Source organism: Bradyrhizobium japonicum USDA 6, assembly GCF_000284375.1.
In the GTDB taxonomy this organism is placed as follows: Bacteria; Pseudomonadota; Alphaproteobacteria; order Rhizobiales; family Xanthobacteraceae; genus Bradyrhizobium; species Bradyrhizobium japonicum.
The window spans coordinates 934279-957908 of the sequence record NC_017249.1 but is presented as its reverse complement, the minus strand read 5'-3'; the positions used below and the strand labels follow the sequence as shown (position 1 = coordinate 957908).

15 protein-coding genes and 1 tRNA gene are annotated in these 23630 nt (G+C 63.6%); 14 read left to right on the top strand and 2 right to left on the bottom strand.

The window, feature by feature from the left end; all coding sequences use genetic code 11:
- Positions 1-131: 131 nt before the first annotated feature.
- The 3 genes from sthA (at position 132) to BJ6T_RS04410 (ending at position 4541) form a co-directional block, all read left to right on the top strand.
- Entirely contained in the window at positions 132-1523 is a 1392-nt protein-coding gene (gene sthA / locus BJ6T_RS04420) for a Si-specific NAD(P)(+) transhydrogenase (RefSeq protein ID WP_014491085.1), read from the top strand.
- Between the two features lie 270 nt (positions 1524-1793).
- The gene (locus tag BJ6T_RS04415) at positions 1794-3029 is read left to right on the top strand and encodes an LLM class flavin-dependent oxidoreductase (RefSeq protein ID WP_014491084.1); all 1236 of its coding nucleotides are present in this window, start codon (positions 1794-1796) and stop codon (positions 3027-3029) included.
- 138 nt (positions 3030-3167) lie between these two features.
- The gene (locus BJ6T_RS04410; RefSeq protein WP_014491083.1) at positions 3168-4541 is read left to right on the top strand and encodes a cytochrome P450; all 1374 of its coding nucleotides are present in this window, start codon (positions 3168-3170) and stop codon (positions 4539-4541) included.
- A gap of 103 nt (positions 4542-4644) precedes the next feature.
- Here the strand turns inward: BJ6T_RS04410 and BJ6T_RS04405 are convergent, their stop codons facing one another.
- The gene (locus BJ6T_RS04405) at positions 4645-5484 is read right to left on the bottom strand and encodes an SDR family NAD(P)-dependent oxidoreductase (protein ID WP_014491082.1); all 840 of its coding nucleotides are present in this window, start codon (positions 5482-5484) and stop codon (positions 4645-4647) included.
- A 179-nt stretch (positions 5485-5663) separates the two neighbouring features.
- On the opposite strand from BJ6T_RS04405, the gene BJ6T_RS04400 reads away from it, so the two are divergent.
- The 11 genes from BJ6T_RS04400 (at position 5664) to BJ6T_RS04350 (ending at position 19968) form a co-directional block, all read left to right on the top strand.
- Positions 5664-6629, top strand: coding sequence for a sensor histidine kinase (locus BJ6T_RS04400; protein ID WP_014491081.1), 966 nt, complete (start codon positions 5664-5666; stop codon positions 6627-6629).
- A 206-nt stretch (positions 6630-6835) separates the two neighbouring features.
- Positions 6836-8572, top strand: coding sequence for a putative bifunctional diguanylate cyclase/phosphodiesterase (locus BJ6T_RS04395; protein ID WP_014491080.1), 1737 nt, complete (start codon positions 6836-6838; stop codon positions 8570-8572).
- Between the two features lie 217 nt (positions 8573-8789).
- Positions 8790-10232: a sigma-54 interaction domain-containing protein gene (locus BJ6T_RS04390; protein ID WP_014491079.1), complete on the top strand. Its 1443-nt coding sequence runs from the start codon at positions 8790-8792 to the stop codon at positions 10230-10232.
- 345 nt (positions 10233-10577) lie between these two features.
- Positions 10578-11762, top strand: coding sequence for a substrate-binding domain-containing protein (locus tag BJ6T_RS04385; RefSeq protein ID WP_014491078.1), 1185 nt, complete (start codon positions 10578-10580; stop codon positions 11760-11762).
- Between the two features lie 161 nt (positions 11763-11923).
- Positions 11924-12688: an ABC transporter ATP-binding protein gene (locus BJ6T_RS04380; RefSeq protein WP_014491077.1), complete on the top strand. Its 765-nt coding sequence runs from the start codon at positions 11924-11926 to the stop codon at positions 12686-12688.
- The gene (locus BJ6T_RS04375; RefSeq protein ID WP_014491076.1) at positions 12685-13407 is read left to right on the top strand and encodes an ABC transporter ATP-binding protein; all 723 of its coding nucleotides are present in this window, start codon (positions 12685-12687) and stop codon (positions 13405-13407) included. The genes BJ6T_RS04380 and BJ6T_RS04375 overlap by 4 nt, the downstream gene beginning before the upstream one ends.
- Positions 13404-14414, top strand: a complete 1011-nt coding sequence (locus BJ6T_RS04370; protein ID WP_014491075.1) for a branched-chain amino acid ABC transporter permease — start codon at positions 13404-13406, stop codon at positions 14412-14414. The genes BJ6T_RS04375 and BJ6T_RS04370 overlap by 4 nt, the downstream gene beginning before the upstream one ends.
- The gene (locus tag BJ6T_RS04365; protein ID WP_028170392.1) at positions 14411-15496 is read left to right on the top strand and encodes a branched-chain amino acid ABC transporter permease; all 1086 of its coding nucleotides are present in this window, start codon (positions 14411-14413) and stop codon (positions 15494-15496) included. Before BJ6T_RS04370 ends, BJ6T_RS04365 begins: the two co-directional genes overlap by 4 nt.
- 174 nt (positions 15497-15670) lie before the next feature.
- Positions 15671-18781 carry a bifunctional diguanylate cyclase/phosphodiesterase gene (locus BJ6T_RS04360; protein ID WP_014491073.1) on the top strand — a complete coding sequence of 1037 codons (3111 nt, stop codon included), beginning with the start codon at positions 15671-15673 and terminating at the stop codon, positions 18779-18781.
- Between the two features lies 1 nt (position 18782).
- Complete coding sequence (locus BJ6T_RS04355) at positions 18783-19832, top strand: sensor domain-containing diguanylate cyclase (protein ID WP_014491072.1); 1050 nt, start codon at positions 18783-18785, stop codon at positions 19830-19832.
- A 59-nt stretch (positions 19833-19891) separates the two neighbouring features.
- A tRNA-Arg gene (locus tag BJ6T_RS04350) sits at positions 19892-19968 on the top strand.
- Between the two features lie 907 nt (positions 19969-20875).
- Here the strand turns inward: BJ6T_RS04350 and BJ6T_RS04345 are convergent.
- The gene (locus BJ6T_RS04345; protein ID WP_141379225.1) at positions 20876-23629 is read right to left on the bottom strand and encodes a GAP1-N1 domain-containing protein; all 2754 of its coding nucleotides are present in this window, start codon (positions 23627-23629) and stop codon (positions 20876-20878) included.
- Position 23630: the final 1 nt, after the last annotated feature.

Sequence of the window (23630 nt, the reverse complement as noted above, 5' to 3'; positions counted from 1 at the left end):
GCGCGTAAGACTCGCAGATCAGCGTCATTGGCGCGATTACCTCCGAGGTAGGACTTGCTTTCCCCTTGCCGCTTTGGCCCGATTGCTGCATGGCAATTCCCGCTGATTTTGCGGGCTCGGAAGTCTTCCGGATGTACGACTACGACATGGTGGTGATCGGCTCGGGCCCGTCGGGGCGCCGAGCCGCGGTGCAATGTGCCAAGCTCGGCAAGGCCGTGCTGGTGGTGGAGAAGGGCCGGCGGGTCGGCGGCGTCTCGGTCCATACCGGGACGATTCCTTCAAAGACCCTGCGCGAGACCGTGCTCAATCTCTCCGGCTGGCGCGAGCGCGGCTTTTACGGTCGCTCCTACAAGGTGAAGCAGGACATCGCGGCGAGCGACCTGATGATCCGTCTGCAGAAGACGCTCGACCATGAGGTCGAGGTGCTGGAGCATCAGTTCAGTCGCAATCTGGTGCGCACCGCCAATGGCGAGGCGCGGCTGGTCTCACCGCACGAAGTGGAGATCACCAGCGCCATCGGCGAAGTGAAGCTGGTGTCGGCCGCCTTCATCCTGATCGCCTGCGGCACGCGCCCGTTCCGCCCCGACTACGTGCCGTTCGACGGCACCACCGTGCTCGACAGCGACGAAATCATCGAGCTGCCAAAGCTGCCGCGCAGCCTGGCTGTGATCGGCGCCGGCGTAATCGGCGTCGAATACGCCACCATCTTCAGCGCGCTCGACGTGCCGGTGACCCTGATCGAACCGCGGCCGACCTTCCTCGATTTCATCGACAAGGAATTGATCGACGAGTTCGTGCACGAGCTGCGCGACCGCAACGTCGCGCTGCGGCTCGGCGCCAAGGTCAACTCGATCGAGAAGACTGCGCAGGGCGGCATCGTTACGCATTTGTCGGACGGGCGGCACGTCACCACGGAAATGCTGCTGTTCGCGGCCGGCCGCGTCGGCGCGACCGACCGCCTCAACTTGGAGGCCGCCGGCATCGTCGTCGATCATCGCGGCCGCATCTCCGTCGATCCCGTGACCTTGCAGACCAGCGTGCCGCACATCTACGCCGCCGGTGACGTGATCGGCTTTCCGAGCCTTGCTTCCACCTCGATGGAGCAGGGACGCGTCGCCGCCTGCCACGCGCTCGGGATGGAGCCGCTTGCGCCGCCGGAGTTCTTCCCCTACGGCATCTATTCGGTGCCGGAGATATCGACCGCAGGGCTCACCGAGGAAGAGGTGCGCACGCGCGGCATTCCCTACGAGGTCGGCATCGCACGCTTCCGCGAGACCTCCCGCGGCCACATCATGGGGCTGAACAGCGGCATGATGAAGATGATCTTCTCGACCAAGACGCGCCGGCTGCTCGGCGTGCACATCCTCGGCGAAGGCGCCACCGAGCTGATCCATATCGGCCAGGCCGTGCTGAACCTCAAAGGCACCATCGACTATTTCATCCAGAACACGTTCAACTATCCGACGCTGGCGGAGGCGTACAAGATCGCCGGGCTGGATGCGTGGAACAGGATGACGCGGTGATGTTCTCCTCGCCGTCTTCTCGTCATGCCTGGGCTTGTCCCGGGCATCCACGTTCTTCGTAGCGCCGCAAAGGTCGTGGATGGCCGGGAGAAGCCCGGCCATGACGGTGTGGAAGCGTCTGCACGCAAGAATCGGGAGAAGGAGAAGAGAGCGGTCTTCGCTGCGCATGCCTGCATTCCGCCGCGCGGGACACCGCGCGATTGCGTTCGCTATCGCCAGCACGTAGCCTCATCGCCTCAACAAACAGAAAATTCAGCCGGAGAGAACGCCATGGCGCGCCTGAAGTTCGGAGCCTTCCTTGCCCCGCATCACCCGATCGGGGAGCATCCGATGCTCCAGTTCCGGCGCGATCTCGACCTGGTCGAGCAACTCGACGCGCTCGGTTATGACGAGTTCTGGTGCGGTGAGCATCATTCCTCCGGCTGGGAGATGATCGCCTCGCCCGAGATGTTTCTGGCCGCGGCCGGCGAGCGCACCAAGCGGATCAAGCTCGGCACCGGCGTGGTGTCGCTGCCCTATCATCATCCCTTCAACGTCGCCCAGCGCATGGTGCAGCTCGACCACATGACCGGCGGCCGCGCCATTTTCGGCTCCGGCCCCGGCGCGCTGGCGTCGGACGCGCACACGCTCGGCATCGACCCGATGACGCAGCGCGACCGCCAGGACGAGGCCATCGGCGTGATCCGCCGCCTGTTCAACGGCGAGCGCGTCACCGCGAAGAGCGACTGGTTCACCATGAACGACGCCGCGCTCCAGATCCTGCCCTTGCAGGAGGAGATGCCGTTCGTGGTGGCCTCGCAGATCTCGCCCTCGGGCATGACGCTCGCCGGCAAATACGGCATCGGCATCATCTCGCTGGGCTCGATGACGACGCAGGGGTTGATGTCCCTGCAGCAGCAATGGCAGTTCGCCGAGGACGCCGCCAAGAAGCACGGCACCAAGGTGGATCGGGCGAACTGGCGCGTGCTGCTGACCTGGCACCTCGCCGAGACCCGCGAGCAGGCCCGCCGCGAAGCCGGCGCCGGCCTGATGCGCTGGCACAACGAATATAATGTCGGCACGCTGCAGCGGCCGGGCCTGACCGCATTCGCCTCGCCCGACGAGGCCGTGGACAAGACCGCTTTCGTCGACGGCGCGGCCTCCGTCATCGGCACGCCCGACGACCTCGTCAAGATGATCAAGAACGTGATGCAGGTGTCGGGCGGCGTCGGCGCCGTGATCGGCTTCGTCCACGATTGGGCCAATCCCGAAAATACCCGCCGGAGCTGGGACCTGGTGGCGCGCTACGTCGTGCCGGAGATCAACGGCTATATCGACGGACTGCGCAAGTCGCAAAAGTTCGTGATCGAGAATCGCGCGATCTTCGAACGCGCCGGGCAGGCCGTGATGGCGAAGATCATGGAGAACGAGAAGGCCGCAGAGGCCCTGAAGGTGACCGGCGCCGGCCGCGTCGCCATTCCCGCCGTCAACGCCCCGGATTTGCAGAAGGAAGCGGCGAAGCGGTAGGCCCGTCGGAATTACGCTTGTAACGACGTTCACAAGAAAGACATACCGGCCTGTGCTATGCTGACCCTGGTCAGCTGGCGCGGGCCGTAGTTATCTGTGTTCGCGCGGCTTTTCGGTCGGTCAACCGGAGCAATCGTCATGTCGATGCAGAATGTCGCCCCTGCGCTTCCGTTCATCGCCCCCAAGCGCAACGAGCTGACGCACATCCCCGGCGACGAAGGCTGGCCGATCATCGGCAAGACCTTTCAGGTGCTCGCCGACCCCAAGGGACATGTCGAGGCGAACGGCGCCAAATACGGCCCGGTCTACCGCACCCATATTTTCGGCGAGACCAATGTCGTGCTGCTCGGCCCCGAGGCCAACGAGCTCGTGCTGTTCGACCAGCAGAAGCTGTTCTCCTCGACCCATGGCTGGAACAAGGTGCTCGGCCTGTTGTTTCCGCGCGGCCTGATGCTGCTCGATTTCGACGAGCACCGTCTGCATCGCAAGGCGCTGTCGGTCGCGTTCAAGTCGGGGCCGATGAAGTCGTACCTGAGCGATCTCGATCGCGGCATTGCCGCGCGCGTCGCGCAGTGGAAGGCGAAGCCTGGCGAGATGAAGCTCTATCCGGCGATGAAGCAGCTCACGCTCGACCTCGCGGCGGCGTCGTTCCTCGGCGCCGATATCGGGCCGGAGGTCGACGAGATCAACCGCGCCTTCGTCGACATGGTCGCGGCCGCCGTCGCCCCGATCCGCCGGCCGCTGCCGGGCACGCAGATGGCGGCCGGCGTGAAGGGCCGCAAGCGCATCGTCGCCTATTTCCGCGAGCAGATCCCGCTGCGACGCGGCAATCACGGCGGCGACGATCTGTTCTCGCAGCTCTGCCGCGCCACCCACGAGGATGGCGCCCTGCTCTCCGAGCAGGACATCATCGACCATATGAGCTTCCTGATGATGGCGGCGCACGACACGCTGACCTCGTCGCTGACCTCCTTCATCGGCGAGCTCGCCGCCAATCCGGACTGGCAGGACAGGCTGCGCGCAGAAGTTCTTGCGCTCGGGCTCGCACCGGGTTCGCCGAGCAGCTTCGACGACCTCGAGAAAATGCCGCTGTCGGAGATGGCGTTCAAGGAGGCCTTGCGGATCAAGCCGCCGGTGCCGTCGATGCCGCGCCGCGCGATGCGCGATTTCACCTTCAAGGGTTTTACGATTCCGGCCGGCACCGCCGTCGGCGTCAATCCGCTCTACACCCACCACATGAAGGACATCTGGCCGGAGCCGGATCGCTTCGATCCCTTGCGCTTCACCGAGGAAGCCCAGCGCAACCGGCATCGCTTCGCCTGGGTGCCGTTCGGCGGCGGCGCGCATATGTGCCTCGGCCTGCACTTCGCCTACATGCAGGCAAAATGCTTCGCGCGGCACTTCCTGCAGAACATCGAGGTGTCGCTGGAGCCGGGCTACAAGCCGGAATGGCAGATGTGGCCGATCCCGAAGCCGCGGGATGGGTTGAGGGTGCGGGTTAAGGCGGTTTAGGCACCGCCGTCATTCCGGGGCGATGCAATGCATCGAACCCGGAATCTCGAGATTCCGGGCTCGCACTTCGTGCGCCCCGGAATGACAGCAAATAATTGGCCTTCTACGCCCCCTGATCGAACGCCTTGCGCATGGCGACGTAGCCCTGCTGCTGCTGGCTCCAGTTGCGGCCGCCGGTGACGGCGCCGTCGACGACGAGATCGTGGCCGTTGACGAAGCTGGATTCGTCGCTCGCCAGAAACACCGCGGCCTGCGCGATGTCATCGGGGAGGCCCGCGCGCGGGATCGGCTGTGCGGTCTTGAAGACCTCGCGCATCACGGCCGGCGTCGCCTCCGCCGCATCGGTCGTGAGCCCCAGCGCCTTGCCGAAAATGCCGGTCGCGATCGCGCCGGGCGAGATCGAGTTGACGCGCACGTTGGATTCGCCGAGCTCCATCGCCACGCATTTGGTGAGATGGATCACCGCCGCCTTGGCCGCACCGTAGACGACCGAGGAGGAAAAGCCGGCGAGACGGCCTGCGATGCTGCCATTGTTGATGATGCTGCCAGAACCCTGCTTCTTCATGACGGGCGCGGCATGCTTCATGCCGAGCATGACGCTGCGCACCAGGGTCGCCATCGCCGCGTCGAACCGCTCGACATCGAGGCCTTCGATGCCCCCGGTCTGCGCCGGGCCGCCGGCATTGTTGAACAGGCAGTCGATCCGGCCGAACTTCTCCACCGAGAGCGCGATCAGCGCCTGCATCTGCGCTTCGACCGTAACGTCGGTCTGGCGAAAGATGCAGGCGGCCCCGAGCTGCTTCGCCAGCGCCTCGCCTTCCGCTATGCGCCGCCCCGCGATCACAATTTTGGCACCTTCGGCAACGAAGACTTCCGCGGTACGCAAGCCGATCCCGCTCGTCGCGCCCGTAATCACCGCAACCTTGCCATCCAGCCTGCCCATGGAATGTTCCTGTTTTCGAATGATCTGACGCCAAATGACGGACGCCGATCGATCTCGGCGCCGCGACAGTCACTATTCCTGCCGGTCCGCGACAAGGCAAGCTTTGCTTGTGCATGCGACATGCGTAACATTCCCGCTCCTTTCTCGATTTACGCGCGCATAGCGCAACCGGGCCGGGCATGGAGAAGCTGATCGACGAATTCCGCAAGGGCTGGCAGGGCGTGGCGCCGCCATCGCTCGCTCTGAGCCTCGGCTTCGCGGTCGCCTGCCTGCTGGTTGCGACGGTCGCGCGCTGGGGTCTCGCGCATGTGCGGCCCGACGTCTACTTCACCCCGTACTTTCCGGCCGTGTTCTTTGCCGCCGCATTCGGCGGCTTGCGGATCGGCATCATCACCGCGCTGGTCGGCGGCGTGCTCGGCGTTGTCGTCAATTTCAGCGACGCTCTTGCCGATCGCTCCAGGTTCACCTTGCTGACCCTTTATTGGGGCGTCTCCGCACTCACCATCTGGGGCGTCGAGCATTATCGCGCGATGCTGGCGGAGCAGCGCCGGATTTCCAAACGCCTGATCGAGGAAGAAGACTATCGCAAGCTGCTGGTCGACGAGCTCCAGCACCGGCTGAAGAACAAGCTGTCGACCGCGCACGCGGTGCTGCACCAGGTGCTGCACGACCAGCCGCAGGTCTGGGCCCGGATCGATCCGCGGCTAAGGTCGCTGGCCGCAACCGACGATCTGATCTCGCGGATCGACAAGGGCGGCTGCGATATCCGCGATCTCCTGATCGCGGAGCTCGGACCTTACGGCCATGTCCGCTTCACGCTCAACGGCGACCGGCTGTTCCTGCCGCCGAAGCTCGCCGTCACGCTGTCGCTGATGTTTCACGAACTCGCCACCAACGCGGGTAAATATGGCGCGTTCTCCGCGCCGCGCGGATTATTGCAGGTGTCGTGGACCGTCAGCGGCGACCGTCTGACCGTCACCTGGGACGAAACCGAGGGCCCGAGCATCGACAAGGTCTCCGAGCCCGGCTTCGGCACCAAGCTGCTGAAGTCGGCGCTGTCGGCTTTCGACGGCAAGTCCGAGGTCTCGTATCTCAAGACCGGCCTGCATTGCATCATGCAATGCCGCATCCCGCAGAACGGTTAGACGCGACACGAGCGCAGGCGACGCGCGCCCCGCTCGCAGTTTCGCTGCGCGCGTTGACGCCCCGTTAATGACGATGGGTCGGGCGCGTCGCATCGCCGCAAAACACCCCCGTATTTCTCCGTACCCCTTAACCAAACCTAAGCGGGAACTGCGCAAGATCGCGTCCATTGCAAAGGCGCGCTGAAACAACAAGATTCATGACTTCTATGAACGACAACAGATATTCCGGCGCGAGTGAAGCCGAACTCGGATTTCTCAAGGAAATCGTTAGAATGCTGCCGGCCGGTCTGACCGTGCAGGATGCGCAGGGCGAGCTTCTCCTGGTTAACGATGTCGCGGCCGCCCAGCTCGGCATGGACGGCAGCCGTCCGTCGCCCGATCTGACGCCGCGCCGGGAAGCCTGCCAGCGGGCACTGAGGTCCGGCCAGGCGGTCATCTCCGAGGAAGCGCTCCACGACGGAGCTGCACGCCAGGTGCTGCTGACCACCCATCGCCCCGTCCGCGTCGCCGGACGCGAGCTGCTGATCTCGGCGTCCTCCGACATCACCGAACAGAAGAATTTCGAGGACCAGCTGTTCCGCTCGGCCTATTTCGACGAGCTGACCGGCCTGCCCTCGCGACGCGTGATCGAGCATCGCGCCGGCGGTCTGCTCGCGCGCGACGGCAAAGGCGAGCGGTTCGCGCTCGCCTTTCTCGACGTCGACAATTTCAAGCACATCAACGACTATTACGGCCACGCCGTCGGCGACGCGCTGCTGGTCGAGCTGTCGAAGCGGCTGGGGCGCGACCTGCGCGATTCCGACATGCTGTCGCGCATCTCCGGCGACGAATTCCTGCTGCTGCTCTCCCCGATCCAGAGCCAGGAGGAAGTCGCCGAATTCATGCAAGCGACGCTGGAGCGGCTGACCGCACCGTTCTTCATCGACAATTCCGAGGTCTTCGCCTCCACCTCCGTCGGCGTCAGCCTCTATCCCGACCACGGCCGCAGCTTCGAGACGCTGCGCCAGAACGCCGACATCGCGATGTACCGCATCAAGAACAGCGGCAAGGGCTCGGCGGCCTTCTTCGACGCCAGCATGGAGCGCGAGGCGCTGGCGCGGATGAAGATCGAGCAGTCGCTGCGGCTCGCCATCCTCGAAAAGCGCTTCTGCTGCGCGTTCCAGTCCAAGGTCGACATCCGCACCCAGGCCGTGACCGGCATCGAGGCATTGGTGCGCCTGCGCGACGACGAGGGCGTGATCCAGGCGCCGGGCTCGTTCATCAACCTTGCCGGCGAATTGGGACTGATCGACGAGCTCACCCATCTCGTGCTCGCCGAGATCGTCAAGTCGATCGACCTGATCAACGACAGCTTCGGCGCGGAAGCGACCATCAGCATCAACGTCGCCGCCAAGCAGGCCGGCAACCCCGAATTCATGCGCAGTTTCGCGCGGGCGCTGGACGAGACCGGCTTTCCGCGGCGCTTCATGATCGAGCTGACGGAAGAGGCCTTCGTCGCCAAGAATCATTTCCAGGCCGAGATCCTGCCGATGTTCCGCAAGCTCGGCGTCGGCATCTCCATCGACGATTTCGGCACCGGCTATTCCTCGCTCTCGGCGCTCGCCGACATCACCGCCGACGAGATCAAGATCGACCGCTCGTTCATCACCGACATCCATAAGCGTCCGCGCAGCCAGGGCATCCTGCGCGCGATCGAATCCCTGAGCGAAGCGCTCGGCATGACCGTGATCGCCGAAGGCCTCGAATCCTACGAGGAGCTGGCCTATCTCCAGGCCGCGACCAAGATCCGCTACGCGCAAGGCTATTATTTCGCCCGGCCGATCTTCCTGGAGGAGCTCAAGCTCGCCACCCCCGCCTCCAGCGAATCCCGCGCCAGCGTCTCCGCCCGCCCGACGCAGCAGAACCGCCAGGGCTATTCGCGGGCGAGCGGGTACCGGCGGTAGGGACACAAGCGCCGCTCCAATCTCGATGTCGTCGCCCGGCTTGACCGGGCGACCCAGTATTCCAGAGACAGTTATTGTTGAATCGAGAGGCCGCGGCGTACTGGATGCCCCGGTCGAGCCGGGGCATGACCGTGGTGAGGGCGGGCTCGCCCCCAATTCCCCCTTTGAAATTGCTGCACTTTTGGTAAGAAACAGGCGGACCTCCCCGAGGCGCGCCATGTCACCACCCTCTCCCGACGTCACCGATCCCACCTATGTCCGCGCGCGGGCCATGGTGACGCTGTTCGAGCGGCTGGAGCATCTGTGCGAGGGCGCGATCGCGATCGACCGCGGCGGGCGGGTGATCTACGTCAACGAGAAATATCTGGCCTCGCTGGGCCTCAAGCACACCACCGAAGCGATCGGCCGGCCGATCGAAGAGATCATCCCGAACAGCCTGATGCGGAACGTCGCCGAGAGCGGCGAGCCGATCCTGCTCGACATCATGGAGCTCGGCGGCGAGCAGCTCGTGGTGACGCGCATGCCGATCGAGGACGAGGACCGCAACGTCATCGGCGCAATCGGCTTCGTGCTCTACGATCATCTCGAGAGCCTGAAGCCGCTGCTCGCCCGCGTCACCCAGCTCGAGAGCGATCTGCGGCTGGCGCGGCGGCAATTGTCCAACGCCCGCGCGGCGCGCTTCACCCTTGCCGATTTCGTCGGCACGACACCGGCGATCGCGCAGGCCAAGGAGTTCGCCAAGCGCGCGGCACGGCAGAGCGTGACCGTGCTGCTCACCGGCGAGACCGGCACCGGCAAGGAGCTGCTGGCGCAGGCGATCCACAATGCGTCCTCGCGCGCGGAAAGACCGTTCGTCAGCGTCAACGTCGCGGCGATCCCGGAAACGCTGATCGAGTCCGAGTTCTTCGGCACTGCGCCTGGCGCCTATACCGGCGCCGACCGCAGGGGGCGCGAGGGCAAGTTCCGGATCGCCGATGGCGGCACGCTGTTCCTCGACGAGATCGGCGAGATGCCGCTGCAACTGCAGGCCAAGCTGTTGCGCGTGCTGCAGGAGCGCGAGATCGAGCCGCTCGGCTCGGACAAGATCAGCAGGGTCGACGTGCGCGTCATTGCCGCGACCAATGTGGATTTGCGCAAGCGCGTCAGCGACGGCGCCTTCCGCGCCGATCTCTACTACCGCCTCAACGTGCTCTCGATCGACCTGCCGCCTCTGAGAAAATGCCTCGACGACTTGCCGGACATCTGCGCGCGGCTGATCGAGGACATCAGCGCCTCCGGCGACTTCCTCAATGCCAGGATCACGCCGAGCGGATTGTCGGCGCTCGCGCGCTACGACTGGCCCGGCAACGTCCGCGAGCTCCGCAACATTCTGGAACGTGCGCTGATCCTGAGCGATTCCGGGCGCCTGACCGGCGACGATTTCGTTCACATCCTGCCGGTCAGCGCGGAGGCCGGCCCCGGACCGGCACCGCAGATGACCGGCTCAGTCGTCCCCTATGCCGAAGCCGAGGCGGAGTTCGAGAAGCAGACGCTCGAGCATGCGCTCGCCGCCAGCAACGGCCAGATCTCGGAAGCCGCGCGGATGCTGCGCATCTCGCGCGCGACATTCTACAAGAAGCTCGCCAAGTTCGGGCTGGCGTCTGGATCGCCGCCTGTCTGACTTTCGAGACGGCACGTGTCCGGAGTCTCGGACTCCTGACACCATCATATCGGCACTCGCCTGTGGCATTCGCGCATGATCGGCCGCATTTTCAGCCATTCCGCGCAAAGCTCCGGATCTGGCGCAGGGCTTGCTCTGAGGCGGCCCGAGGAAACGCAAGGGCTGATGTGAAGCCGGGGGATCGTTAACGCGAACGCGTCGCGAGCCTGCGACGATCCGGCACGCGCACGTCAAGAGACTGTCACATGCGCCTCGTGCAAGCTCCGCCGGAAGGTGGAATTGCAATGTATGCACACTTGTGCAAATCGCTGTGATCAAGGCAGTTCATTCAAGGAGGAAATCATCGTGCGTCGATCGCTCATTCTCACGGCAGCCATCCTCGGCCTGGCCGCGAACACCTCCGCGCAGGCCGACGACCTCAAGGTCGCGCTGATCTACGGCAAGACCGGCCCGCTCGAAGCCTATGCCAAGCAGACCGAAACCGGCCTGCAGATGGGTTTTGAATACGCCACCAAGGGCACCATGACGCTCGACGGCCGCAAGATCGTCGTCATCACCAAGGACGACCAGGGCAAGCCCGACCTGTCGAAGGCCGCGCTCGCGGAAGCCTATCAGGACGACAAGGCCGACATCGCGATCGGCACGACCTCGTCGGCCGCGGCGCTCGCCATCCTGCCCGTCGCCGAGGAGAACAAGAAGATCCTGATCGTCGAGCCCGCGGTCGCGGACCAGATTACCGGCGAGAAGTGGAATCGCTACATCTTCCGCACCGCGCGCAACTCCTCGCAGGACGCGATCTCGAACGCGGTCGCGATCGGCAAGCAGGGCGTCACCGTGGCGACGCTGGCGCAGGACTACGCCTTCGGCCGCGACGGCGTCGCCGCCTTCAAGGAGGCGCTCGCCAAGACCGGCGCGACGCTCGCCGCGGAAGAATACGCCCCGACCAACACCACCGACTTCACCGCGGTCGGCCAGCGCCTGTTCGACGCGCTGAAGGACAAGCCCGGCCGCAAGGTGATCTGGGTGATCTGGGCCGGCGCCGGCAATCCGCTGGCGAAACTCCAGGACATGGACCCGAAGCGCTACGGCATCGAGCTCTCCACCGGCGGCAACATCCTGCCGGCGCTCGCGGCGTATAAGGGCCTGCCCGGCATGGAAGGCGCCACCTATTACTACTACGAGATCCCGAAGAACCCGGTGAACGACTGGCTGGTCGCCGAGCACCAGAAGCGCTTCAACGCGCCGCCGGACTTCTTCACCGCGGGCGGTTTCGCCGCCGCGATGTCCGTCGTCGCCGCCGTCACCAAGGCGAAGTCGACCGACACCGAGAAGCTGATCACGGCGATGGAAGGCCTGGAGTTCGACACGCCGAAGGGCAAGATGGTGTTCCGCAAGGAGGACCATCAGGCGCTGCAGAGCATGTATCACTTCAAGGTTAAGGTCGATCCGAACGTCGCCTGGGCCGTGCTCGAGCCGGTGCGCGAGCTGAAGATCGAGGACATGGACGTTCCGGTCCGCAACAAGCGGTAGTGCATCTTCACCTCTCCCGCTTGCGGGAGAGGCCGGGAGAGGGCTCTCACCTCTTGGGGGTCCTCGCCTGTGGAGATACCCTCTCCCCACCCCTCCCCGCAAGCGGGGAGGGAGCGCAGCGAGATCGCGGAAACATTTTCTCTCTCATCATTTGCAAGACAATGACGCTCTCCCTCGAAACCCGCGACCTCACCATCCGCTTCGGCGGCCATGTCGCGGTCAACAACGTCACCTGCACGTTCCGCCCCGGCGAGCTCACCGCCATCGTCGGGCCGAACGGTGCCGGCAAGACCACCTATTTCAACCTGATCTCGGGCCAGCTGCGCGCTTCACACGGCAGCATCCTGTTCGACGGCACCGACATCACCCAGCATTCCGCACCACTGCGCACCCGCGCTGGCCTCGGCCGCGCCTTCCAGCTCACCAACCTGTTTCCGAACCTCACCGTGGAAGAGAACGTCCGCCTCGCGGTGCAGGCGGCCAGCGGCACCCATTACGACATGCTGCGGCCCTGGATGGTTCGCCGCGACCTGATCGCACGCGCCGATGCCATCCTCGACCAGGTCGCACTCGGCAATCGCCGCGGCGTCGCCGCGACTGCGCTGTCGCATGGCGACCAGCGCAAGCTCGAGGTGGCGCTGATGATCGCGCTCGAACCCAAAGTGTTCATGTTCGACGAGCCGACCGCGGGCATGAGCATCGACGAGGTGCCGGTCGTGCTGAACCTGATCGCGCAGCTCAAGCAGGACAAGAGCAAGATCATCCTCCTGGTCGAGCACAAGATGGACGTGGTGCGCTCGCTCGCCGACCGCATCATCGTGCTGCACAACGGACAACTTGTCGCCGACGGGCCGCCGGCCGAGGTGATCGCCTCGCCGATCGTGCAGGAAGCCTATCTCGGCGTTGCTCCAAAGAGTGCCGCATGACCGATCTGCTCAAACTCTCTGGCGTGCACACGCATATCGGCCGCTACCATATCCTCCAGGGCATCGACCTCGCGGTCCCGCAGGGCCAGACCACCATGCTGCTCGGCCGCAACGGCGCCGGCAAGACCACGACGCTGCGCACCATCATGGGCCTGTGGCAGGCGTCCAGCGGCGAAATCACGCTCGCAGGCGAGCGCATCGAGAGCCGCGCCACGCCCGACATCGCGCGGCTCGGCGTCGGCTACGTGCCGGAGAGCATGGCGGTGTTCTCCGACCTCACGGTGAAGGAAAACCTGGTGCTGGCGGCGCGCGACGGGCCGCTCGACGATACCCAGCTCGACTGGATCTTCGGCTTCTTCCCCGCGCTGCGCCGGTTCTGGCTGTCGCGCGCGGGAAGCCTCTCGGGCGGGCAGAAGCAGATGTTGTCGATCGCGCGCGCCATCGTCGAGCCGCGCAAGCTGCTGCTGATCGACGAGCCGACCAAGGGGCTGGCGCCCGCGATCGTCATGGCACTGATCGAGTGCCTGAAGGAGATCAAGCGCAAGGGCGCGACGATCCTGCTGGTCGAACAGAATTTCTTTGCCGCGCGCGAGCTCGGCGACAACGTGCTGGTCATGGACAACGGCACCATCGTCCATCGCGGCGAGATGGCGGCGCTCGCCGCCGACGTGCCGCTGCAGGAGCGGCTGCTCGGCCTGAGCCTGGAGGCGCATCAGTGACTGAACTCGCCGCAAATGATCCGCTGCCGAAGCCGAAGCGCGATCTCGCGCCGATCCTGCTGCCGATCGCACTGGCGCTTGCGATGATCCCCCTGGTGGGGTCACCCAGCACCTGGCTGACGCTGACCGCCGCGAGTCTCGCCATGGGCATGATGATCTTCATCATGGCTTCGGGGCTGACGCTGGTGTTCGGCCTGATGGACGTGCTCAATTTCGGCCACGGCGCCTTCATCGCCGTCGGCGCCTATGTGGCAACCCTCGTGCTGGCGCCGTTCGCGGCCTCGATGCAGGCGGATTCGCTGTGGATGAACCTCGCAGTGCTGGCGCCGGCAGCGTTGCTGTCGATGGCAGTGTCCGGCGCGCTCGGCCTGGTCGTCGAGCGCGTGCTGATCCTGCCCGTCTACGGCCAGCATCTGAAGCAGATCCTGATGACGACGGGCGGCCTGATCGTCGCCGAGCAGACGCTCTATGCGCTGTGGGGGCCGCAGATCATCCCGATGCCGCTGCCGACATCGCTGCGGGGCTCCTTCATCCTCGGCGACGTCGCGATCGCCAAATACCGCGTGCTAGCGATGCTGATCGGGCTTGCCGTCTTCATCGCGATCCAGCTCGTGCTCAACCGCACCAAGCTCGGCTTGCTGATCCGCGCCGGCGTCGAGAACCGCGAGATGGTCGAGGCGCTCGGCTATCGCATCCGCCGCCTGTTCCTCGGCGTGTTCATGACGGGATCGGCGCTCGCCGGCCTCGGCGGCGTGATGTGGGCGCTCTATCGCGAGCAGGTCCACGCCTCCATGAGCGATGACCTCACCGTCTTGATTTTCATCGTCGTCATCATCGGCGGCCTCGGCTCGATCGGCGGCTGCTTCATCGGCGCCATCCTGGTCGCGATGGTGGCCAATTACGGCGGCTTCCTGGTGCCAAAACTCGCCCTCGTCTCCAACATCCTGCTGATGGTCGCCATTCTGATGTGGCGCCCGCGCGGCCTCTATGCGGTGACCAGCCGATGATGCTCCTGTCGGGCGATCCGCCGAAGAGCCGCGTGCTCACGCTCGTTCTCGTCCTCATCATCCTGGCGCTGGCGGCGACGCCGTTCCTGTTTCCGGGCGCCAAGGCGCTGAACGTCGCGGCCAAGATCTGCGTCTTCGCTGCGCTGGTCGCCTCCTACGACCTCCTGCTCGGCTATACCGGCTCGGTGTCGTTCGCCCACACCATGTTCTACGGCATCGGCAGCTACGCCATCGCGATCGCGCTATACGGGATGGGTCCGAACTGGGCCGCGGTCGCGACCGGCATCGTCGTCGGCCTGCCGCTCGCGGCGCTGCTCGCGCTCGCGATCGGCCTGTTCTCGCTGCGGGTCGCCGCGATCTTCTTTGCCATGATCACGCTCGCGGTCGCATCCGCCTTCCAGGTGCTGGCCTCGCAGCTCTCCTGGCTGACCGGCGGCGAGGACGGACGCAGCTTTCAGCTGCCGGAGTTGCTGCGGCCCGGCACGGTGCTGATCTCCAAAAACCTGTTCGGATTCGAGATCAACGGCCGCATCCTCACCTTCTACCTGGTGTTCGCCGTCTCGGCCCTGATGATCCTCGCTCTGTTGCGCGTCGTGAACTCGCCGTTCGGACGCGTGCTCCAGGCGATCCGCGAGAACCGCTTTCGCGCCGAGGCGCTCGGCTTTCGCACCGTCTTCCACCTGACCTACGCCAACTGCCTCGCCGCGCTGGTCGCCGCCAGCGCCGGCATTTTGAACGCGCTGTGGCTGCGCTATGCCGGCCCCGACACCTCGCTCAGCTTCTCGATCATGCTGGACATTCTGTTGATGGTGGTGATCGGCGGCATGGGCACGATCTACGGCGCGATCATCGGCGCCACCATCTTCATCCTCGCCCAGAACTATCTGCAATCGCTGATGGGCGTCGCCTCCAAGGCGGCGAGCGAAGCCGGCCTGCCGTTGCTGCCGGGGCTGTTGCATCCCGACCGCTGGCTGCTGTGGCTTGGGCTGCTGTTCATCGCCAGCGTCTACTTCTTCCCGACCGGCGTCGTCGGACGTCTTCGCAATGCCGGCCGCGACAAGAGCGCGAGCGCGTCGCATTAAGCCGGCATTAATGATGCAGCGCAGCGGTTGTGATGGGCACGGTACAACCGCGACGTGATTCCCGCCTCACGACATACGGGCGCGACTACACAACCGGATTAATGCTTAGGTAACTGGCTTTCCTAAGGTTTGCGCCATTTGTGCGGTGTATTCCTGTCCTTCCAGGGAGGGGGAATGCGCCAGGTCTTTTCCACGGCGACAGCCGGAATGTCATCAGCCGCGACCAACGGCTGGGCGGCCTTGGCGCGGCGTGGTCCTGTCCTCTGGCTGACCCTGTGCGGCGTGTTGCTGGTCGCCGGGATCTTCGCCGTGACCGCCATGGCCGTCGGCGAATTCCGCGAGCGCACCCTGGCCAACCGCGAGCGCGAGCTTGAAAACACGGTGCAGCTGATCGCGCGACACTTCGATCAGCAATTCCAGGATTCCGACGTCGTCGCCGCCGACCTGATCGGGCAGATGAACCTGCCGGAGATCACCTCGCCGGCGATGTTCCGCGAGCGCATGTCCGGGCTCGCGACGAACCAGATGCTCCGGAGCAAGATCAGCTCCGTCTCTTATCTCGGCGACATCGCGATCTACGATGCCGACGGCGAGCTGATCAACTGGTCGCGGGCCCAGCCGCTGCCCAAGATCAACGTCTCCTCGCGCGCCTATTTCCAGACGTTCAAATCCGACCCGATGGCCGAACCGGTCATCCTGGAATCGGTCCGCAGCTTCATCATCGGAAAATGGACCACGATCGTCGCGCGGCGGCTGAGCGGCGCGGACGGCACCTTCCTCGGCGCCATGGTCCGGCGGATCGATCCGGACAGCTACCAACAGTATTTCGCATCTGTCGCGCTTGCGGAGGGTACGGCGATCTCGCTGTTCGATCGCGAAGGCAAGATGCTGGCGCGCTATCCGCATGTCGAAGAGCTGATCGGCAGGAATTTCAAGGACGCGCCGCTGATGCGCAAGATGCTGGCCGAGGGCGGACGGCACACGCTGCGCGTCAAGGGTCCGATCGACGGCGAGGACCGCCTCGGCTCGGGGGCCTCGCTGTCGCATTTCCCGCTGGTCATCGTCGCGACCAACACCACGAGCGCCGCGCTGGCCGACTGGCGTCAGCAGACCGGCTTCATGGTCACCACGGCAACGCTTTCGGCGATCGTGATCGCGTTGATCCTCTTCCTGATCATCCGCCAGATCAGCCGGCAGAACCGGGAAGCCCAGGAGCGGATCGAAGCGGAACGGCTGCGGCTCGACACCGCCCTGAACAACATGTCGCAAGGGCTGATCCTGTACGACGCTGCCGGATTTATCGTCACCTGCAACCGCCGCTACTCCGAGATGTTCGGCCTGTCCCACGACGTCATCAAGCCCGGCTGTCACATCCGCGAGGCGATGCAGCATCGCAAGGAGCGTGGCGCGTTCGGCGGCGACGTCGAGACGTTTTGCGCCGATGTGATGCGGGTCGTCGCCGAAGGCAAGGTTTCCAGCAGGATCCACGAACTGCCCAACGGCCGCGCCTTCCAGGTCATCAACACCCCGCTGGCGCAGGGCGGATGGGTCGCCACCATCGAGGAAATCACCGAGCGGCGCAATCTGGAGCAGGAACGCGACCGCAACTACATGTTCCTGCGCGAGATCATCGATCACATCCCCTCGCAGATCACGGTGAAGGATGCCCTGACGCGGCAATATCTGCTGGTCAACCGGACCGCCGAGGAACAGTTCGGCCAGTCGGGTGACGTCATCGTCGGCAAGACTCCCTTCGACATGTATCCGGAGGCCGCCGCCAGGATCGTCACCGACGACGACAGCAAGGCGCTGCAGGCGCCCGGGGTATTGTTCAAGGACGAGCACGCCTGGCAGAGCCAGACCAAGGGACCGCGCTACATCACCTCGACCCGGATCGGCATTCGCGACAAGTCCGGCGAGCCGCGTTACCTCATCAGCGTCGTCGAGGATGTCACCGAGCGGCGGCGCGCCCATGAGAAGATCGCGCATATGGCGCATTACGATGCGCTCACCGACCTGCCGAACCGCACGCTGTTCCGCGACCAGATCGAGCGCGAGCTGGCGAAGGTCGCCGGCGGCGAGCAGTTCGCGCTGCTCTATATCGACGTCGACGAATTCAAGGGCATCAACGATTCGCTCGGCCATCACGTCGGCGACGAGCTGCTGAAGGCGATCGCGACCCGGCTGCGCGGCTGCCTCAAGAAGAGCGACCTGATCGCGCGGCTCGGTGGCGACGAATTCGCCGTGATCCAGAGCGGAATCCAGTCTTCTGCGGATGTGCTGTCATTCGTGACGCGGATCTACGAGGCGATCCGCCAGCCCTATCACTGCCTCGGCCATCAGCTCTCCACCGACGCCAGCATCGGCATCGCGCTGGCGCCGCAGGACGGGACCGATCTCGACCAGCTGATCAAGCACGCCGATCTTGCGATGTATGGCGCCAAGGCCGAAGGACGCCGCACCCATCGTTTCTTCGAGCCGGCGATGGATGCGAGCGCCAAGGCGCGCCTGACCATGGAGCAGGATTTGCGCCAGGCGCTGGTGAATGGCGGCTTCGAGATCCACTACCAGCCGCTGGTCGACCTGCGCACCAACGACGTGTCGGGCTGCGAGGCGCTGCTGCGCTGGCGGCATCCCGAACGCGGCTGGGTGTCGCCGGCGGAGTTCATTCCGATCGCCGAGGATACCGGCCTGATCAACGAGCTCGGCGACTGGGTGCTGCGCATGGCCTGCAACGAGGCCGCGACCTGGCCGGCGCATGTGCGGATTGCGGTCAACGTCTCGCCGGTGCAGCTCAAATGCGACACGCTGGCGCTGCGGATTGCCGGCGCACTCGCCGCCTCCGGGCTCGCCCCCTCCCGGCTCGAGCTCGAAATCACCGAGGCCGTGCTGATCCGCGACGACGAGGCCGCGCTCTCGATCCTGCACCAGCTCCGGTCCATCGGCGTACGCATCGCGCTCGACGATTTCGGCACCGGCTATTCCTCGCTGAGCTATCTGAAGCGCTTCCCGTTCGACAAGATCAAGATCGACCGCTGCTTCGTCGCCGACATCGCGGAGACCAGCGGCGCGCCCGTGATCGTGCAGGCGGTGGTGAACATCGCCGCGGCGAGCCACATGACCACCGTCGCCGAGGGCGTCGAGACCGAGGCGCAGCGCGAGATGCTGCGCGCGCTCGGCTGCACGGAGATGCAGGGTTATCTGTTCAGCAAACCGAAGCCGGCCACTGAAGTGCGAAAGCTGTTCGGTCCGCACGATGCCGCGCCGGTGGCGGCGGTGGCCTGAGATGGCGAAGCCGCGGAAAACATCAGCGAAAGCCGTCGACGTCGCGGATTCCTATGCCGTGCGGCTGATGCAGCATCTGGTGGTGCCGACCTTCGTGATCGACCCCAAGCGCCGCGTCGTGATCTGGAACAGAGCCTGCGAGCGGCTGACCGGCGTCCCCGCCGCGGAGGTGATCGGCACGACGAAACACTGGCAGGCCTTCTACGAGACCCGGCGCCCCTGCCTCGCCGACCTCGTGGCGCTCGACCGTCCCGAGCAGCTGCCGGAGTTTTATCCGGAATATGCCGCACGCGGCCACAACGGGCTCGGCTTTTCCGCGGAGAACTGGTGCGTGATGCCCAAGCTCGGCAGCCAGCTCTATCTCGCGATCGACGCCGGCCCCATCCACGACGAGGCCGGCCAGCTGATCGCCGTGGTGGAGACGCTGCGCGACCTCACCGATCAGAAGCGCGCCGAGATGGCGCTGAAGGAGCTCGCCACCAAGGACGGGCTGACCGGCCTGTCGAACCGGCGCGCCTTCGACCAGATGCTGATGAGCGAATGGGCCCGCGCCCAGCGGACGCAGAAGCCGATGGCGCTGCTGTTCGTCGACGTCGATCATTTCAAGCTGTTCAACGACCGGCACGGCCACCAGAGCGGCGACGAATGCCTGCGCGCGGTCGCTGATGTCGTCAGCCGCCATGCCGTGCGTCCGCTCGACCTCGCCAGCCGCTATGGCGGGGAAGAGTTCGCGCTGATCCTGCCCGACATGGATTGCGATGCCGCCTGCGCCATCGCCGAGGAGATCCGCCGTGCCGTCATGGCCTTGCGGATCGCTCATGGAGCTGTTGGCGCCGGCGACCACGTCACCCTCAGCGTCGGCGTCGCCAGCCATATTCCCACCGAGGCCGACGGCAGCCCCGACCGGCTGCTGGGTGCAGCCGACGAAGCGCTCTATGCGGCAAAACGGCTCGGCCGCAACCGCATCATCTGCTCCGAACGCCTGCTTGCCGAATTCGCCTGTCACGGCCGGGAGCCGGTTCCTGGCCGCACCCCGCGCAAATCGGCCTGAAAACGGCCGGCGAGAAGCGGTTGCCCACCCCCGCCAATCGGCTAAATGAACCTCGACTAGCACCCGTAGCTCAGCTGGATAGAGCGTTGCCCTCCGAAGGCAAAGGTCACACGTTCGAATCGTGTCGGGTGCGCCAGTAAAATGAAGCACTTCGGCAGTTTCGCGCTATTGCCGACCTGGCTTGGGTAAGCACAGGGTAAGCAGACCGTTAGCTTCTGTCGTCGTCTCGACGCTCAAGCTTCTTGCGACAGGGCGGCCCCCACATCAGGCGCGGAGCCTCCGTCGGAATCTTGGCCTACACGACGCGCCCGACGGTACTTATCGACAAGCGTGCCTTTCTTATAATAGTGTCCGGTTTTCCGAGATCCCGCGTGGCCCATTGTTGGAGCCCTTACCGTGGCGCTCGATCGACTCTCCCTTCGCTCGTACGCGACACTCAACACTGCGATTGTGCTCGCGCTGCCGAACCAAGCCAGTTCGCAAGAAACTCGATCTCTCGAATCTCTAACATCTGATGTGAGGCGCCGCTCATGCCCGGATGAAGGAACTAGGGTCTCCGAGACCACCTTCAAAGAGGCCGGTTGCAAGACGATATGTGTCGATAAGAGTCGGAATGGAGGTAATTGTGGTGAGGGTGGATTGGTGGGGTACGATTCAGCGTGTCAGTAGGAAGTCAGCCGACATAACGAAGCAATTAGAGCATACAATCGCTTTGCAGATGTTCAAGCCCCTGCCACAAGCGCCTCCACGAACTGCAACCACGAACACGGCGATTCCCTTAGTGTTTTCGGGTTTGGGCTACTCACAGGCGAGTAGTCAGCGGTGATCTTAGTAGGTCTCGCCTATCGCACCCAAGCCCCAGAAAGCAGTAGGATAGCTTGACGTTCCGTTGGGAACGACCTTGCGCGAGGACGATCGATGATCGACCGCGCAACTGCAGTCCGCCCTAAAAACTTAACAGTGCGCGCGGCAATGAAACTGCTTCAATCGAAGGATTGGTAAGGCAAACAGACTTTCCCCAGCAGCTCGAATGGATCTTCAATTCAATCCCACGGCTCGTAGAAATTCGGCCTTTCACAATATGAGATCAGCTCGTTCATACACGAGATGGCCAGAGCTTCGTTTCGTCGCCCCAAATCAGCAATCGTGCGCCTTACATATTCCTCCCCAGACCATTTTCGCCACACGCGCCGGAATAACTTTCTTAGCCCAAAAGACTCAGCAGCCGTCAAGGCTAAATCACCCTCAGCCCAACTAGACTGATAAAAGGAGTCCACCAAATTTCTTCTCAGGCCCTTCGCGCGATCCCAATCAAAGGACAAAAGACTGTTTGCTTCATCACCATAAGGGGCCTGTTCAGCAACCGCTTTGTAAACGCTCGGAAAAGCGCTGCGCACGACCGAACCGACCGGCAAACGGCCATTTGCAAACGAAAAGACCAATGCCTGGACGCAATGGCGCACGTAGAAGCGCGGCTCACAAAGGACTTCCGCCCGTTCGAGAATGGTTCGCCAAGAACCAGAAACCTCATGGGACCAACTAACGTTAGGTTGCCTAAGCAGTTGGCCAATCACTCCGACCGATATGAACCGTCGGGAGCGGTAGAGAGCATCAGGAGATTCCGCAACGACAAGCCAAGCGCGGTCATAGACTTCGCTGCTGCGTGCAAGCTCCGCGCCAAATAGGTTCGTAAGACGCGCACTATCAGCCTCTAATATCCAGTTGGCGAGGCTCGGCACCTGATCGATCTGCTTCAGTTCCTTAATGTCGCACGAGCCGCGCAATGCCCCTACGAAGATCGTGCGAACGAGGAGCGGGCATAAGTCTTCCAGTATAGGGCTGGTAGTCCAATCCCGGATCGCTGGCAGGAATATGCCCACTGTTTCCAACGGCAAAATATCCAGCTCACGTAAAATCCGAGAGAGCACTTGCGCGGCGCCATCGAACTTGGCCGATGCAGCCTGCGCAAGATCGACAACTATCCTTGGTCTTCGGTCAAGCGCCTCTCGTAACCAGTTCGGTAGATGCGCAGTGTAGGGAATACTTGCCAAAAACTGCACGAGAACCGCTAGCTTTATCGCCCCATTTGCGGGCTCATAATCCAGCAGCTCTAGAATTCCAGACAACGACAGATCAAATGTCGAAGCAGCGAGACGACTGCCGGTCGAGGACTCCGCTCCCAAGGCAAAGGCCCAGCGGCGGACCAACAACGAATGCCCCGGAACAAGATACTTTTCTATCGCCTGCGCGAGCGACACTCCTACCTGAGAATTTGGCAATTGATCCAGTAAAGTTCCGACGTCATTGTCGGACAACCGCAAAAAACACTCGCCAAAAAGCTGGTCGTCGACGGCCGAGGTATCCTCTACCCTACTCAGCATCGCCGCCCAGTCGGGCCAGTCAACATCTCTGGAGCGATTCTGAAGCCAGCGGACAAGGTCCTTGGAGGGCCGAAACTCTCCCTCTTTCGGAAGGCGCAGATAGCTGCGTCCGATAGTAGAGTGGAGCGGAACAACGTCGGCAGCGGCGCTGTCAAACTTATGCAAAGCAATGAGGTTAGACGACCCGGACTGCTCATGCCACTTAATGCCATCTATCAAACCCATCCGAAACGAACGCCGCGCAGCGTCCGCCGCACTGGTTCGTCCCATCAACTCCTCGTAGCTCGCCAGCGCTTGATCCAGCGACAAACATCCCCATTTCCCGACACGCAACCGCAGATCATCTAGAACCTTATCGCCAATGGCCGAATACGGAGGATGCGACAGTCTCTCGCAGACAAGCTGCAAGAAAGACAGGGCGTCACGCGCTTCCCCAATTTGATCCGCCGCCAACAATGCGGATTCAGCAACTGAGCCCTTGAGATGCACTTCCGATACGGGATCAGGACACAACCTCTCAACAACGTCCATTGCGCCAAGTGCTGCCGTAGGCGATTGTTGCGTCCGCGCGCGCAGATCGTTTAGCAGATAAAGCCACCGAACGGCCGTCGGCTCGGAGCTCAATGCCTTATCAAGGTCCGGCCAATCGCCGGGAACGGGTAGCGACTTTGAACCCGCAATCGATCGAGCGAGCTCTGTCATCCACTCTTCGGAAGCTCGACGTGACTTCCCGGCGCTAGAACTTTCGATAAGATTTTCGCGAGCGATCTTTGAGAACCGTGAATAGACCGCTGTCGGTGCGAACAGGAGATCGAACGGCGCATTTGCCAGATTGCGCGGCTGCAAACTTAGGGTGCACGCCGCAAACCGTCTTCTAATCCGCGGCCACAGGACGCGGCAAATCGCCCCAAGGATCTCGTCTGCATCATCATCGCGCAGCCAAACGATCGGCTTGATTCCCTCGCCAAAATACTTCCCTACGAAAGCCTCTATCTCAAACTGAAGTCCCAGCATATGAGGAGATGAAAAGAAGCTCGTCTCCGTCGCTAATGGGCGCTGGATCGAACTTGGGTCATCGCGGCGGGGTAGCGAAAGACTGTTCAATACGTCGGAAAGACTGACACTACCCAATTGCCAGTCAACCATGGCAACGAGTGCAGTTCGCGTCAGCACGCAACCACTTCGAGGCGCATCCTTATCCAGCCAGGTTCGTGCTATCGCATAGTACGTACCGGACGGCAGGGGGTAAATCGTCACATACGGCTGGAATCGAACATCACTCTGAAGAGTGCCGGACAAATCACTTAGACGGGCAACCAACTCAGCGTCGCCAGGAGGAAGCTTGACGCTACCGGCCAGCAACTCATGGCCGTTGCGGTATCCGTGCAGCAATTGATGGATTTGTGGAAGCGACACG